Source organism: Myxococcus sp. NMCA1, assembly GCF_026810205.1.
Lineage (GTDB): Bacteria > Myxococcota > Myxococcia > Myxococcales > Myxococcaceae > Myxococcus > Myxococcus xanthus_A.
Genome location: NZ_CP113950.1, coordinates 7,577,679 through 7,591,044 on the forward strand (window position 1 = coordinate 7,577,679; position 13,366 = coordinate 7,591,044).

Genomic DNA, 13,366 nt, shown 5'->3' on the forward strand with positions numbered 1-13,366 from the left:
GTCCCGCCTCGACGGGACTCAGTCTGAAGACCTGCGTGGCGCTGCTCGGCGTGGCGATGGGGGCGCGGCTCGCCCTGGTGCTGGGCACGGATGTCTACTTCGACACCGCCTATTACTGGCAATGGGCCCGCAAGCTCGACTGGGGCTACTTCGACCACCCACCCTTGGTGGCATGGCACATCGCCCTGCTGGGCATCGAGGGCACGGCGATGCTGTGCGGCGTGGGGACGGTGGCCGCGGTGTGGCGGCTGGCACGCGACGTCCATGGTGACACGGCGACAGCCTGGCGAGCGGCGGCGCTGTGGAGCGCCGTCCCCGCGGGCGCCGTGGCGGGCGTATGGCCCACGCCTGACTCCCCCCTGCTCCTGTTCTGGACGCTGACCCTGTGGGCCCTGTGGCGGGAGCGATGGATCCTGGCGGGACTGGTTGGAGGGTGCGCCCTGCTGTCGAAGTACCCGGCCGTGCTGCTGGGCGTGGCGTTCCTCATCACCGCGGTGCGAGCGCGGCGCATGCCCTGGGGCGCGTGGCGCACGGCGACGCTGGCGGGCGCCGTCTTCGCGCCGGTGGTGTTCTGGAACGCGGGCCATGACTGGGTGGGCTTCGCCTTCCAGCTCAGCCATGGCCTGGGACGCGATTGGCGCAGCAGCTGGCACACCTTCGGCGAGTTCCTCGCGGGCCAGCTCGCCCTGGGAGGACCGGTGCTCTTTCCCCTCGCGCTGGTGTACGGCGTGCGCGGTCCGCGCGAGCACTTCCTGCTGCGCATGACGGCCTGCGTCCCCCTGCTCTTCTTCGGCTACGCGTCGCTGCGCACAAGGGGGGAGGCCAACTGGCCGTCCGCGGCGTACATCGCGGCCTGCGTGGGCGTGGCGGGCATGCGGCCGCTCTGGCAGCGCGCGGCGGCGTTCAGCGGGCTGGCGGTGGTGCTGGTGATGGGCTCGCACCTGCTCTTCCCCTTGCTCCACTTCCGCCGGGATACGGCGCTATGGCGGACGCACGGATGGAGCGTGCTGCGCGAGCTGGCCACAGCGCAGCGGCTGTTCCCGGACCTGTCGCCCGACGGCGTGGCCGCCGTGTATGCGCCCAACTACCAACTGGCGTCCCAGGTGGCCTACTACGCGCGGCGGCTCACGAAGACAGGGGCTCCGGCCCGCTTCAGTCAGTACGACCTCTGGTCCGCCCCGGACGTGACGCCCGGACACGACGTGCTGTGGGTGAGCGAGGGCGGGCCTCAGCCTCCCGAGGACCTGGCCTCTCGCTTCACCGCGCTGGAAGGCCCCGTGGAGCTCTTCGGCGACTTCCGTGGACGCCGGTTGCACACCTTCCAGGTGTGGCGGCTGCGAGCGCGCAAGCCCTGAGCGTCGACTCCGGGAACCTCCGTGTCCCAGCCAACGGGCCTTGTTCACCGACGGGCAGTCTGGTCCCCTGCCTTTGACGGTGCCACGGGTGAGCCATAGGTTGCCGGCTCCAGGTGCGTTGGTGGAGCCGGTCTCTCCCAGGGGCCCGCGGACCTGCTTCCAGGAGGGGCTTGCCGTGACGCACGCATTCCAATCCCCTGCCGCGCCGGATGACGTGGCCCGGATGAACCGCTCCCGGCGGCTCGTGGTGGAGGCGCTAGGGTGTGGCCTGCTCGTGGTGGCCCTGGAGGGTGCCCACCACGGCGCCGAGCACCTGGGCGTGAGCGCCACGGATGGACGTCTCTTCATGTCCCTGGCGGCGGGCGCGGTACTGGCATGCCTGGCCTTCGTGCTTCAGCCGCTCACGGGCGCGCACTTCAATCCCGCGCTCACCTTCGCGGATGCGCTCGAAGACGGCACCCCGTGGCGTGACGTTCCCCTGTACGTGCTGGCCCAGGTGGGAGGCGCCGTCGCGGGCCGGTTGGTGGCCCACGTCATGTGCCATGAACCGATGCTCGTCGCCGCGCGTGAGCCCGCGGCCAGCTCGGCGCAGTTCGTCACGGAGCTGGTGTCCACCTTCGGGTTGCTCGTCATGGTGCGCGGCTGCGTGCGGAATCGCCCCGCTGCGATTCCTCTGGTGGTCGCCGGCTATCTGGCCGCCACCGTCTGGTTCACCGACTCCCGTGCCCTGGCGAATCCGGCGCTCATCCTCGCCCGGGCGTTCAGCACCCGCCCCAGCGCCATGCACCCCATGGATGTGGAGTCCATCATCGCCGCGCAGTTGCTGGGCGCCGCGCTCGCGGTGCTGCTCTTCCGCTGGTTGCAGCGGGCGCCGCGAATGAAGCAGGCCCGCGTCTGGTCCATCGTCTTCGAATGCTCACAGCCGGAGGTCGCGCAACAGGCCGTGGGCATCTTCAACCACCTGGCCTCGCCCCAGCGCGCACGGGCCACGGCGCAATGGCGCGCCAGCGAGGACACGGACCTGCCACCGCTCATCATCCGGCTGGTGCTCGCGGGAGAATCCCCCGTGCCATCGCAGCTCGGCGGTGTCTCCTGGCAACTGCCAGTCTCCGCCGACGCGGTGACCACCGAGGAACCCCGGCTCCGCGCGGAGCTCCGAGCCCCCATCCACCAACTCCTCCGAAACCGGGGATGGCTGCGGCTCTACGCTGTCGGCGACGCGGCGCGGGAAGGTCCGGGCGGGCCGCGGCCCTAAGCCAGCCGGCGGTGACGCGCCCGGAACAGGCCGTCGTACAGGCCCAGGAAGAGGTGCCCGCCCAGCGCCAGGCCCTGCTCAATCTCGGCCGCCCCCGCCTCCGTCTCGTAGGGCACATCGAGCTGCCGGTAGAAGCCTTCCGCGTGCTCCTCGTCGAGGTCCGCGTGCGTGGGGTAGTGCACCACCTCGCCATGCTGGAGCCAGCCCCGCGCGACGATGCCGCGTCCCAGCTCCAGGGAGATGCCACTGAACAGGTCCTCGATGATGCCGAACACGGCCAGCCCGGTGAGCGGCCCCTCGAACGCGGCGATGCCCGTGAGTGCGACGTTGAAGGCACGCACCTCCGGCCATGCCCCATGTCGCTCCGCGCGAGCCGTCTCAACTCCCAGGCGCGCGAGGAGCAAGTGGAACGTGCGTTCGTGGCCGTGAGCCAACGTGCCGCGGCCGTGCTCGTCGAAGATGTTCTCCACCAGCGGCAACCGCTGGTTGGGATGTGGCAGACGGCTGACGAGCATCGCCATGGGCCTGGAGAAGTGCGCCACCGCGGAGAAGAACTGGAGCTGCGTCTCGACGAAGTCCTCCCGCGCGAAGGTGCCGTCTCTCAGCGCACACAGGTAGGGCGCGTCCAACGCGTTCCACGCCGCCTTGAGTCCGGCGATGTACTGACGCAGCTTCAGATTTCGGACGAGGGAAGGTGCACCCATGCTGGCGCTCTGACTGGAAAGGAGAGGTCGAGAGAATAGACGGTGCACACCGAATCCTGGGCGATGCCCACCTCACGCAGCCAGCGGACATGGTCCTCCAGCCGCTCGTCGATGCTGAAACAGGTGAGCGCCTCGCCCCCGCGCGCCGCCAACTCCACACCGCAGGTACGAAGGTACTCGCCCCAGCCGTGCGTCCAGGCTTCGGGCGGTGCCGCCAGGTGGACCAGCGGCCACGGGCGTCCCGTGGACAGCCGCTGAAGGTCCTTGGCCCCCGCCGTGGTGCACCACCCCGCCCCTTCCAGCGTCCTGGCGGGCGCGGGTCCCAGGCGAAGCCCCGCTCCCGTGGGACGCGGGGGCGCACGCCGGGTATCCAACGCCTTGAGCCGCGAGGGCGGTACGAAGTAGAGCGCGAGCCGGCTCGCCGGACGTCCCATGCGCAGCGGGTTCCAGCCTCGGGCGATGCGCATCACGTCGCCCTGGGCGCCGCGCATGGCCGCGCCGTAGAGGAAACGAATCCGGCGCAGCGGGGGAATGAGGAAGAGGTGCTTGAGGCCCTGAAGCAGGAGCTTCGTGGAGAGCCCGGAGCCCCGCGCGTGCTTCGCCAGCTTGAGGTCGCAGATGTAGAGCGCGTCCACCTTCCGCGACCCGTGCCACACCGGACGCAAGACCCCCGTCACGGAACCGAGCAAGTCGTCGCCACGGAGCGCCAGCAGGAAGTACGCCTCTCCCATGGAGGAGAAGAACGGGTGGTACCCGGGCCCATGGTCGATGAAGAAGTGGTCGGCCCCATCCGCGAGCGGATAGAGGATTTCACGCTCCAGCAGGCGCAGCCGCTCGACGTAGGGCCCGAGCGAGTCGGGCCGGGCAACGATGAAGCGCACGTCACTCATGGGCTGTCTGGCACGCGGAAGCCGACCTCGATGCGCTCGTAGAACAGGCTCCTGTCCCTGGCAAGCAACTCCGCGCCGAGCGCGTCATCGAACTCGAAGGCAGGCTGGAAGAAGCGGCGAAGGTCCCGGCGGTTGTTGAGCTGACGGATGAGGACGGCGCAACCGGGCCGCGCCTCACGCGCGAGCAAACCTGCCCACTCCGCCACCAGCGCGTCTTCCGACCAGTCGAAGATGTTGGAGAGCGAGATGACGTCGAAGCGGTCCAGGCGCGGCACATCCGGCAACGAGCCCTGGACGAGCGTCAGCGCCAGCGGGCCTTCGGCCCGGAGATACTCGGGGGCATCCTCACGCAGGTACCTGCCGAGCAGCACGTGCTGGAGGAAGGGATTTCGAGGCGCATCCTCGCGCTGGAGCCCGCGTTCGAAGACCGCCTGGAAATAGCCAGGATACGAGCCGGGCTCGGCATGTTGTGTCGCCGCGGGACCGAACATGGTGTTCAGCAGCGGCGCCGCCAGGGCCAGCTCGAAGGCCACGGGCCAGTAGCGCGAAGCGAACCAGCGGGCACAGGCCTCCCGGCGTTGTGAGGCCGTGGTGGCCGGCGCGAAGAAGGCGGCGAGTTCATGCGCGGGCGCGACGAACTCCTCGATGAACCGGCGGAGCGTGCGGAAGAGCCCCTCGAATTCGCCGCGCTGATTCAGAGCCGTGGTGTCCTCCTCTTCCACGCTGTAGCGCGCCAGCGGAAGGCGACCGAGCCCCTCCGCCTTCTCCCGGACATGCGCGAGCTGACGCGGGTTGAAATCGAAGCCCACCAGTTCGAGCGCTGGATGGCGCCGCGCCAGGGTGAGGAGTGTGCAACCTCCCGAGGCCACCGTGAGCACGGCCCGTGCCCGCGTGCGCTCGACGAGCGCCAGTTCCAGCGCGGCATCCTCCCGGACAACGGCGAACTTCAAGCGAAGGGGCGGCGTCGAAACCAAGCCAGGTTCCATGGCATGGTTCTACCTCGGAACCCCCATGCCGCTCGCGACAGAATCCCTCACCCCTTCGCAGTTGCGTGAATTGGAGCAGGTCGATGCGCGGCACGTTCCGCGGCTCGCCGTGTTCCTCCTGTTCTACCTGGGCGCGGCGGCGCTGTCCGTGGTGCTCGCGGCGCGGGACGCGGCCTGGACAGACTGGCTCGCTCGCGCCCCGCTGTACCTCATCGCCGCGGCGTCGTTGCATGGCATCAGCCTGTTCACCCACGAGGCCGTCCACGGTGGCCTCGCGCGGCGGCCCTGGTTGAACCGGCTGGGTGGCATCGCCTGCGCGCTCCCGGTGTTGCAGAACTACGCGGCCTACAAGGTGCTGCACCTGAAGCACCATGCCGACCTGGGCGGCGGGAAGGACCCGGACCACTACGCCAACTACACGGGTCGGCGCTGGCTGGAGCTGTTGATGCATGTGGGCCGGCTGCTGCTCGGTTACCCCGCGTACATCACGATGATTCCCATCCTGGGCTGGCGGCAGGGGACGGCCGCCGAGCGGCGATGGGTGCTGTTCGAGGTGGCGCTGGCCGTCGCGGGCCTGACGGCCGCGGTCATCTTCATCCCCGGACAGGTGCTGCTCCATGCATGGGCGATTCCGATGCTCCTCCTCAACACCCTGGTCAACGTCCGGGGCATGAGCCAGCACACCTTCCTGCCAGAGAGCACGCACCCGGTCCGAGGCTCCCGGACCATCCTGTCGAACCCGGTGACGCGCTTCTTCATGTGCAACGAGAACTACCACCTGGAGCACCACCTGTATCCCCGCGTGCCCTGGTACAATCTGCCCGACCTGCACCGGACGCTGCGCGCGGACCTCGTCGCGCAGGGGGCCCCCTTCATCCCGTCCTACTTCTCGTTCGTGCGCGGCGTCCTCTCCGGTTCGCTCATCCGAGGGGCGAAACCTGCCACGCCCGATGCCTGAGCGGCTGTACCCGCACGAAGTCCTGCTGGCGGCGTTCGGCATCACCCTCTCGACGGCGCTGGTGTTCGTCGCGGGAGTCTCCGCGGCCGTCACCGTGCAAGCGGTTGGCGGCACGGTGATGTTCATGGGCAGCGTGGCGCTGCTGGCGCGACTGGACGCAGTGGCCCATGTCTTCCGGGCACGGCTGCTGCTCGCCTACCTCGCGACGTTCTTCTTCTATGCCTCCGTGAAGCAGGCCGTCCCCGCGCTGGGGCTTGTGACGCGTGACGCGTGGCTCCTGTCCGCTGACGTGTTCCTGTTCGGCATCACCCCGGCCGCATGGCTCCAGCGGTGGAGCACGCCCTGGGTCAACGAGTTCTTCAGTGCCAGCTATCTGGCGTTCCACGGCTACCTGCACCTCGCCATGGCCTGGGCGCTGGTGGGGCCGCGTGCGCGGGCGGAGCGCTTCTTCATCGACGTCTTCTCCGCCTATGTCCCGGGCATCGCCGGCTACTACCTGATGCCCGCCATCGGGCCCGTGGCCGCCTGGCCGGAGCTGTTCACCCTCCCCATTGAAGGTGGCTGGTTCACACAACTGAATGCCGCCGTCGTGGCGAGTGGCTCGTCCACCTACGACCTCTTCCCCAGCCTGCACACGTACATCACGCTGGTGCTGCTCGAACACGACCGGCGTCAGCACCCGTGGCGATTCCGTCTGATGGTGCCCGTCGCCGTGGCCATCCTCATGTCCACGCTGGTGCTGCGTTATCACTATGCCGTGGACCTGCTGGCGGGCGCCGTGTGGTTCATGGTGTTTCGCGCCTGCTTCCCCCGGCTCCAGGCGCGCTGGGAGGCGCGGACGGCGCTATCGAACCTGGCCCAGGCAGGACAGTGATTGGCCAGACGCCCCGCCCGTGAAAGATTTCAAATCCTCTCAGGAGAACTTCTCCACCATGCTGGTCGGCGCGAACCGCGTCCGGGTGGTGGGGCAGCGCAGCGCGGGCACCAACGGCAACATCACCAAGCTGGTGCTCCCGGACGGCTTCCGGTTCATGTACACCGGGATGGAAGTTCTTCGTCCCGACCGCCCCACATTCCATGGCGTGGGAATTGTCCCGGATGAAGAGATTGTGCCCACCACGGAAGACTTCGCGACGGGCAGAGACGCAGCGCTTTTGAAGGCCATCGACGTGCTCCAAGCACGCGAGCAGGCGCTTGCCGGAGTGAGTGCGAGCGGCGCCTTTCGATGCGGGCGTGTGCAGCGGCAGGATGGCGCTCCACACCCCGTGGAAAGGAGCAGTCATGAACTCACGTTTTCTTGCTGTCGCTGTCCTGGGTGCCGCGATGTTCACCGGCTGTGGTGAGCCGGAGACCACCCCTGAGACACCCGCCGGTGAAGGCGTCATCATCCCCTCAGCGGAGACGCAGGGAAGGTCCGCCACCGTCACTGCCGCCGCGTACTGCGACGACGTGACGACGTGGAATTCCGCGTGGGTGGCCCTGGAAGACCAGGTGCTCGTGCTCGTCAACGAGCACCGCGCCGCCGGAGCCGTCTGTGGCGGCGTGGCCAAGCCTCCCGCGCCCCCACTCAGCAACAACGCCCAGCTGCGGTGTGCGGCGCGCAAGCACTCCAAGGACATGGGCACCAACAACTTCATGAGCCACACGGGCTCGGACGGCTCCACGCCCTGGCAGCGGATGAACTGGGCGGGCTACACGTACCGCAACGCCGCGGAGAACGTCGCGGCCGGCTACTCCACGGCCCTGGCCGTGGTGAATGGCTGGATGACCAGCACCGGGCACTGCAACAACATCATGAACCCGGCGCTGCTGGAGATGGGCGTCGGCTACTTCAACGCGCCGAGCAGCACGTACCGGCACTACTGGACGCAGGCCTTCGGCCGGCAGTAACACCGGGATAGAATGCGCGGCCGGGCGCTCATCCAGGGCGCCCGGCTCGCCTCGCTCGTCATGGACCTCGTCCTGCTATTCGTCGGTCTCATCAAGGTGGTGTTCGGCGGCCTCGTCGCCGCGCTGGGCATCTGGCTCGCGCTGCGTGGACTGAGCCGCATCCTCGGCGCCAACCCCGTGGAGGAGCTGCGCCAGGGCAACGTCGCCGCCTGCCTCGTCCACGCCTCCAGCATGGTGTCACTGGGGCTGCTGGTGCAGCACGCGGTGCAGGCCACGTCGGACGCGCTGGACCTCACCGTGCAGAATCCGCCCCTGCATCTGCTGGTCGTCGGCCGCCTGGTCGCGGTGGCCGTCCTGCACGTGGGGCTGTCACTGGGCGTGGGCGTCACGGTGCTCGGCACGGGTGTGCTGCTGTTCGACCGGATGACGCCGGGCATCGACGAGCTGGCGGAAGTGCGCAAGGGCAACGTCGCGGCGGCGCTCATCCTCTCCGCCATCCTGCTGGTCCTGGCGCTGCTGACCGCCCCGGGCCTCCAGGCGGCGCTCAACGGGCTCATCCCCTTCCCCCAGCTCCCTGAAGGGACGCTGCGCGCGCCCGCGTGAAGACGTTCTTCAAGTGGATGCTCGGCGTGGTGGGCCTCGCCAGCTGCTTCTGCTGCTGCGGCCTGGGCACGCTGGGCCATCTGGCGGGCATGGACATCGCGCCACCGGAGCCCGGCCATCCCAGCGGCGCCCGCGCGGTGGATTTGGGACTGGTGCTGCTCCCGCCGGGCACCTCACCGCAGCGGGCCCGTGACTACGACTGGCGAGCGGACAGCATCCAGCCCCCCGAGCACCACGTCTCCTACGGCCTGGGGACGGCGCTGGCCCAGACGCTGGCGGATGAACACGCGGCGCTGGGCCGCCGGCTGAACTACCGCTCATTAGGCAGGGAGCGCTTCTCGTTCAACGCACCGCCCGGCTGTAGCGCCGACATGCGCTGCATCTACGAGGAATTGATGCGCACCAACGCCGAGCCCGTGCGGAGGCTGGGTGACACGTTCGTCGCCTCCATCCGCGAGCGGAGGCTGGATGCCGCGCAGGCCACGCAGCTCATCGTCGGCTTCGTGCAGCGCATCGACTACGAACTGCCCGAGCACGAGGCCTTCGGCATCGTCCCACCGGCGCTGGTCCCCGCCGAGAATCGCGGCGACTGCGACTCCAAGGCGGTGCTCGCGGTGATGCTGCTGCGGCAGGCGGGAATCGACGCGGTGGTGCTGTACTCCGACCCGCTGTCCCACGCGGCGGTGGGCGTGGGGCTGCCCGGCAAGGGCACGGCGCTGCGCTACGCCGGGCGCAGCTACCAGTACGCGGAGGTCACCGCCCAGGGCTGGCCGCTGGGCATGATTCCGCCCCAATACGACAAGCCCCGGCTGTGGAAGGTGCTGCCCTTGAACGGGGGGCCGGACACGGCGGGCTGACGCCCCTGGGCCTCAGTCCGCCTCGGCGCCTGGCGCCGCGAGCAGGCCCTGCACCAGGTGCTCGTAGGCCTCCTTCATCGGCAGCTCGGAGTCGACCTTGAGCCGCCGCCGGAGTGTCTGGGTCCGCCGGCCATCCCGTGGGTCCACGCCCTCCTTCTGGTACGCCTCCCACCACACCCCGCTTCCACGCCGTTGCCACAGGGGCACGTCGTTGAAGTTGATGCCTCGCTGGAAGAGCAGCTCGTTCTTGTAGCTCACGGGCTTGCCGTCCAGCTCACGGGTGGCCTGCGCCGCGCTCCGGCCCTCCTTGCGCAGCGTCCAGTAGCACCAGCCATGCAGCGAACACCGGCTGCCGTCCGCCTGTCGCCAGAGGAAGTAGTCCAGCACCGCGCGCTCCGAGGCGCCCAGCCATGCCCGGCCGTCGAACACCGCCGGGACACCCGCCGCATGCGTGAAGGTTGCGCTGGCCAGGCCCGCCGCCAGGGACACGACCTTCTCGACGGAGCGGTCGAAGAGCGCCCAGTCCGGCCGGAAGAGCACGGAGATTTCGTCGCTCTGCGTGTAGGCATAGACGCCTTGGAGTTCCTCCAGCATCACGCTGGCGGTGCGCACCATGAACTGGTGGAACACCGGGTCGAAGGGCTTCTCGTAGCGGGCCTCGGTGAAGCGCGAGAAGCCCCGCCCATCCACGCGCAGCACCACCCAGGCGCCCGGCAGCATGCGCTGGCCGTGGAACACCTCGCCCTGCCTTGCTCGCGCCGCCAGTTCCTCAGGGTCCATCGGGTTCCTCCATCCAGGGTTGGACGCGAATGCCACCGTCGGCGGCCAGCGTCACGTAGAACAGTGCGTTGAAGCCCTCCTCGAGCCGGGGCCGCTCGAGCTGCTTCACGGTGGCGCGCAACGCCACCTCCGGCACCCGGGCACGCCCTTCACGCAAGGCATTGCGCGCCAGGCAGTCCTCCAGCTTCGACGCGAAGTAGTAGCCAATGATTCGGGCCTGGTACTCGCGCCCCAGGGCGATGAGGGGCGCGCGCACGTCCGCGGAGGGATTGGTGTTGTCCACCACCACCGGCCGGCCCGCCGCCAGCGCCTCCGCGATGTAGCGGCGCTGGCGGGCCTCCTTGCGAACGGCGTGAGGCCACAAGTCCTTGCTGACGTGCACGTGCGTGGCCGCGAAACGCTGCCGGTAGAGGCTGCTCTTGCCCGAGCCCTGCAAGCCAACGAAGAGAACCAGGTCCATGACGTGCGGCTCCGGACGCCTCCGCTTGAGAGGGCCAGACAGCGACGGCCCCAGCCATAACGCTGCCACGCGAAAAAGACAGTCAACCCGACGAATCTCTCGCGTCCGCAGTGTCATCCCAACGTCACGAATGCCTGTCATTCCAATGAATTCCCAGACTTGGGCATGCATTGACACATTCCGCTTAAGCAGACTAACAAGCACGTCTCGTTTTTCGAGGATTCAAGCGTCGTGCAGCACGGAAGTCCCTCTCAAGGAGACACCGCCATGCGTATGCCGTCCTCGTTGTCCCCGCTGTCCCTCCTGGCCCTCGGTTGGGGCTTGTCCGCGCCAGTCACGGCGCTCGCCGCGAACACGCCGGACCTGCGCCCCGGCGTCATCCGGAGCACCGCGGCGCTGGGCCCCGCCCGGGTCCTCACCGGTGCCGAGGCGGAGAAGGCTCGCCTCGTCACGGGCATCGACCGTGCGGCGAGCGGCACGTATGCCCTTGCCACGGGCGCCGGGCATGTCTTCCACCGGACGGCCCAGCCCATCCATGCGTTGAAGACGCTCGACGTGCCGCGTGCGTCGGTCCAGCTCCACACCTGGCAGGAAGAGACGGCGGACGGCAGGCGCCAGGACTTCTTCGCCTACAGTCAGGGCGGCGTGGCGTTGCTGGGCCGCGTGCAGCCGACCGAGTACCTGGTGCGGCTGGAGCACGCGCGCTTCGACCCGCTGAAGGGCGCACAGCCCCTGGTCGCCGGCCTGCTCACCGCGGACGCAAGCAACACCCTGCACCTGGTGCAGTTCCAAGCCACGCCCCTGCCGGAGTACCGCGACGCCATCAAGGCCGCGGGGGGCAAGGTGCTGCGCTTCCTCACGGACCACACCTTCCTCGTGGAGATGAACGCCAGCACGCACAAGCGCGTCGCCGGGCTGCCCTATGTCCGCTGGGTGGGCGCGTACCATCCGGAGTACCGGGTGGAAGGCGTGCTGCGCGAGTCCCTCCAGGGCCGCGCGTTGAAGCTGGAGCCGCAGCGTTACTCCATCATGGTGGGCGAGCGCGGCGCGGCGCGACAGGGCGAGGTCGCCTCGCTGGTCCGCACGCTGGGCGGCACGGTGGAGCTCATCGAGGCGGGCGGCCTGCGCGTGGAGGCCACCCTCACCCAGTCCCAGTTGGAGCGGCTGGTGCGCTCCAATGCCGTGCAGTACGTCGACCGCTGGGGCGGGCCGGGTGAGCTCGACAACAACAACGTCCGCGACGTGGGCGGCGCGACCTACCTTGAAGGCGTGGAGGGATTCACGGGTCAGGGCGTCCGCGGCGAGATATTCGACACCGAGCTACGCACCACGCACCAGGAGTGGGCAACCCCGCCGCTCATCCACAGCACGTCCACCACGGGCAGCTTCCACGGCACCGCCTGCTACAGCATCAACTTCGCCCGAGGCGTGGACGCGAACGCACGCGGCCTGATTCCGTCCGGACAGGGCATCTTCTACCGCTACAACGAGTCCTCCCAGTTCGGCGGCCCCAAGTCCCGCTACGACATCAACCGGGAGCTCATCGACCCAGCCGGGCCGTACCGCGCCGTGTTCCAGACATCCAGCGTGGGCAGTGCGCAGGTGACGGGCTACACCACCATCTCCGCGGAGGTGGATGACTACCTGTTCCAGTACCCCATCCTCAGCACGCAGTCGCAGAGCAACACCGGCAACCAGAACTCGCGGCCACAGGCGTGGGCGAAGAACATCGTGTCCGTGGGTGGCATGTACCACTACGACGACGCCAGCCGCGGGAATGACCGGTGGAACGGCGGCGCCAGCGTGGGCCCGGCGGCGGACGGCCGCCTCAAGCCGGACCTGTCGTACTACTACGACCTCATCCGCTCCGCGTCGAACACCAGCAACACGTCCTACACCAACTTCGGTGGTACCAGCGCGGCCACGCCGCAGACGTCGGGGCACTTCGGCCTGCTGTTCCAGATGTGGCACGAGGGCGTCTGGGCGGGCTTCGGTGGTGGCGCGGATGTCTTCGCCAGCCGTCCGAAGATGGCCACGGCGAAGGCGCTGATGATCAACATGGCGCATCGCTACAACTGGCTCGCGGGTGGCTCCAACGGCGACCTGACGCGCGCGCGGCAGGGCTGGGGCACCGCGGACGTGAGGCGCCTGTATGACCGCGCCGCCGTGACGAGCATCATCAACGAGACGGACACCCTGCTCCCGCTCGGCACGAACACGTACAACGTCACCGTGGCTCCCGGGGAGACGGAGCTCAACGTCACCATGGTCTACACCGACCCCGCCGGCACGGTGGGCGCGGCGCACGCCCGAATCAACGACCTGTCGCTGCGCGTGACGTCCCCCACCGGCGTCGTCTACTGGGGCAACAACGGCCTGACGGCGAGCAACGTCTCCACGCCGGGCGGTGTGTCGAACACGGTGGATACGGTGGAGAACGTGTTCCTCGCCACCCCCGCCGCCGGCACGTGGACCGTGGAGGTGATTGGTGACGAAATCATCGAGGACACGAATCTGGCGACTCGCGTGCTGGACGCGACCTACGCGCTGGTCGTGAGCGGCGGCAAGATTTAGTAGGCCAGGGTTGAGCTGACGCAGGCGCCGGGCCGGTGTTCCCTTCGTGGGAGT

At 68.9% G+C, this 13,366-nt stretch carries 14 protein-coding genes; 9 read left to right on the forward strand and 5 right to left on the reverse strand.

The genetic code is table 11. The annotated features are described in order from the left end of the window. Positions 1-56: 56 nt before the first annotated feature. Positions 57-1,355, forward strand: a complete 1,299-nt coding sequence (locus OZ403_RS31310) for a glycosyltransferase family 39 protein (RefSeq protein WP_328285555.1) — start codon at positions 57-59, stop codon at positions 1,353-1,355. 175 nt (positions 1,356-1,530) lie between these two features. Continuing rightward, complete coding sequence (locus OZ403_RS31315) at positions 1,531-2,610, forward strand: aquaporin (RefSeq protein WP_140856848.1); 1,080 nt, start codon at positions 1,531-1,533, stop codon at positions 2,608-2,610. Here the strand turns inward: OZ403_RS31315 and OZ403_RS31320 are convergent. Genes OZ403_RS31320 through OZ403_RS31330 form a run of 3 tightly spaced genes read right to left on the reverse strand, consistent with a single transcriptional unit; the run spans position 2,607 to position 5,190 of the window. Beyond that, on the reverse strand, positions 2,607-3,314 hold the full coding sequence (locus OZ403_RS31320; protein WP_140856850.1) for a TenA family transcriptional regulator: 708 nt from the start codon (positions 3,312-3,314) through the stop codon (positions 2,607-2,609). The two genes, OZ403_RS31315 and OZ403_RS31320, sit on opposite strands and share 4 nt — an antisense overlap. Beyond that, a complete protein-coding gene (locus OZ403_RS31325; protein ID WP_140856853.1) occupies positions 3,284-4,204 on the reverse strand; it encodes a GNAT family N-acetyltransferase in 921 nt (306 codons plus the stop codon). Before OZ403_RS31325 ends, OZ403_RS31320 begins: the two co-directional genes overlap by 31 nt. Beyond that, positions 4,201-5,190, reverse strand: a complete 990-nt coding sequence (locus tag OZ403_RS31330) for a DUF3419 family protein (RefSeq protein WP_140856855.1) — start codon at positions 5,188-5,190, stop codon at positions 4,201-4,203. Before OZ403_RS31330 ends, OZ403_RS31325 begins: the two co-directional genes overlap by 4 nt. Positions 5,191-5,215: 25 nt before the next feature. On the opposite strand from OZ403_RS31330, the gene OZ403_RS31335 reads away from it, so the two are divergent. From OZ403_RS31335 to OZ403_RS31360, 6 genes are read left to right on the forward strand one after another with little or no spacing between them, the layout of a single operon-like run. Continuing rightward, the gene (locus tag OZ403_RS31335) at positions 5,216-6,148 is read left to right on the forward strand and encodes a fatty acid desaturase family protein (RefSeq protein WP_268782469.1); all 933 of its coding nucleotides are present in this window, start codon (positions 5,216-5,218) and stop codon (positions 6,146-6,148) included. Further along, positions 6,141-7,022, forward strand: coding sequence for a phosphatase PAP2 family protein (locus tag OZ403_RS31340; RefSeq protein WP_268782470.1), 882 nt, complete (start codon positions 6,141-6,143; stop codon positions 7,020-7,022). The genes OZ403_RS31335 and OZ403_RS31340 overlap by 8 nt, the downstream gene beginning before the upstream one ends. Positions 7,023-7,041: 19 nt before the next feature. Then, positions 7,042-7,491 (forward strand): S41 family peptidase, encoded by a 450-nt coding sequence (locus OZ403_RS31345; RefSeq protein WP_174258577.1) that lies wholly within the window; start codon positions 7,042-7,044, stop codon positions 7,489-7,491. Beyond that, complete coding sequence (locus OZ403_RS31350; RefSeq protein WP_268782471.1) at positions 7,430-8,038, forward strand: CAP domain-containing protein; 609 nt, start codon at positions 7,430-7,432, stop codon at positions 8,036-8,038. Before OZ403_RS31345 ends, OZ403_RS31350 begins: the two co-directional genes overlap by 62 nt. A 12-nt stretch (positions 8,039-8,050) precedes the next feature. After that, entirely contained in the window at positions 8,051-8,641 is a 591-nt protein-coding gene (locus tag OZ403_RS31355) for a DUF350 domain-containing protein (RefSeq protein WP_140794954.1), read from the forward strand. Next, a complete protein-coding gene (locus OZ403_RS31360) occupies positions 8,638-9,498 on the forward strand; it encodes a hypothetical protein (RefSeq protein WP_268782472.1) in 861 nt (286 codons plus the stop codon). Before OZ403_RS31355 ends, OZ403_RS31360 begins: the two co-directional genes overlap by 4 nt. Positions 9,499-9,510: 12 nt before the next feature. On the opposite strand, the gene OZ403_RS31365 is transcribed toward OZ403_RS31360, so the two are convergent. Continuing rightward, on the reverse strand, positions 9,511-10,278 hold the full coding sequence (locus OZ403_RS31365; protein ID WP_140794956.1) for a tRNA(His) guanylyltransferase Thg1 family protein: 768 nt from the start codon (positions 10,276-10,278) through the stop codon (positions 9,511-9,513). Further along, positions 10,268-10,738 (reverse strand): ATP-binding protein, encoded by a 471-nt coding sequence (locus OZ403_RS31370; protein WP_140794957.1) that lies wholly within the window; start codon positions 10,736-10,738, stop codon positions 10,268-10,270. Before OZ403_RS31370 ends, OZ403_RS31365 begins: the two co-directional genes overlap by 11 nt. Before the next feature lie 267 nt (positions 10,739-11,005). On the opposite strand from OZ403_RS31370, the gene OZ403_RS31375 reads away from it, so the two are divergent. After that, positions 11,006-13,312 carry a S8 family serine peptidase gene (locus tag OZ403_RS31375; protein ID WP_140794958.1) on the forward strand — a complete coding sequence of 769 codons (2,307 nt, stop codon included), beginning with the start codon at positions 11,006-11,008 and terminating at the stop codon, positions 13,310-13,312. Positions 13,313-13,366: the final 54 nt, after the last annotated feature.

What these genes read in the sequence shown, in the direction of transcription:
- OZ403_RS31310 (WP_328285555.1), top strand. Translation starts at nt 57, where the DNA reads ATGGGGGCGCGGCTCGCCCTGGTGCTGGGCACGGATGTCTACTTCGAC.
- OZ403_RS31320 (WP_140856850.1), bottom strand. Translation starts at nt 3,314, where the DNA reads ATGGGTGCACCTTCCCTCGTCCGAAATCTGAAGCTGCGTCAGTACATC.
- OZ403_RS31325 (WP_140856853.1), bottom strand. Translation starts at nt 4,204, where the DNA reads ATGAGTGACGTGCGCTTCATCGTTGCCCGGCCCGACTCGCTCGGGCCC.
- OZ403_RS31330 (WP_140856855.1), bottom strand. Translation starts at nt 5,190, where the DNA reads ATGGAACCTGGCTTGGTTTCGACGCCGCCCCTTCGCTTGAAGTTCGCC.
- OZ403_RS31335 (WP_268782469.1), top strand. Translation starts at nt 5,216, where the DNA reads ATGCCGCTCGCGACAGAATCCCTCACCCCTTCGCAGTTGCGTGAATTG.
- OZ403_RS31340 (WP_268782470.1), top strand. Translation starts at nt 6,141, where the DNA reads ATGCCTGAGCGGCTGTACCCGCACGAAGTCCTGCTGGCGGCGTTCGGC.
- OZ403_RS31350 (WP_268782471.1), top strand. Translation starts at nt 7,430, where the DNA reads ATGAACTCACGTTTTCTTGCTGTCGCTGTCCTGGGTGCCGCGATGTTC.
- OZ403_RS31355 (WP_140794954.1), top strand. Translation starts at nt 8,051, where the DNA reads ATGCGCGGCCGGGCGCTCATCCAGGGCGCCCGGCTCGCCTCGCTCGTC.
- OZ403_RS31365 (WP_140794956.1), bottom strand. Translation starts at nt 10,278, where the DNA reads ATGGACCCTGAGGAACTGGCGGCGCGAGCAAGGCAGGGCGAGGTGTTC.
- OZ403_RS31370 (WP_140794957.1), bottom strand. Translation starts at nt 10,738, where the DNA reads ATGGACCTGGTTCTCTTCGTTGGCTTGCAGGGCTCGGGCAAGAGCAGC.
- OZ403_RS31375 (WP_140794958.1), top strand. Translation starts at nt 11,006, where the DNA reads ATGCGTATGCCGTCCTCGTTGTCCCCGCTGTCCCTCCTGGCCCTCGGT.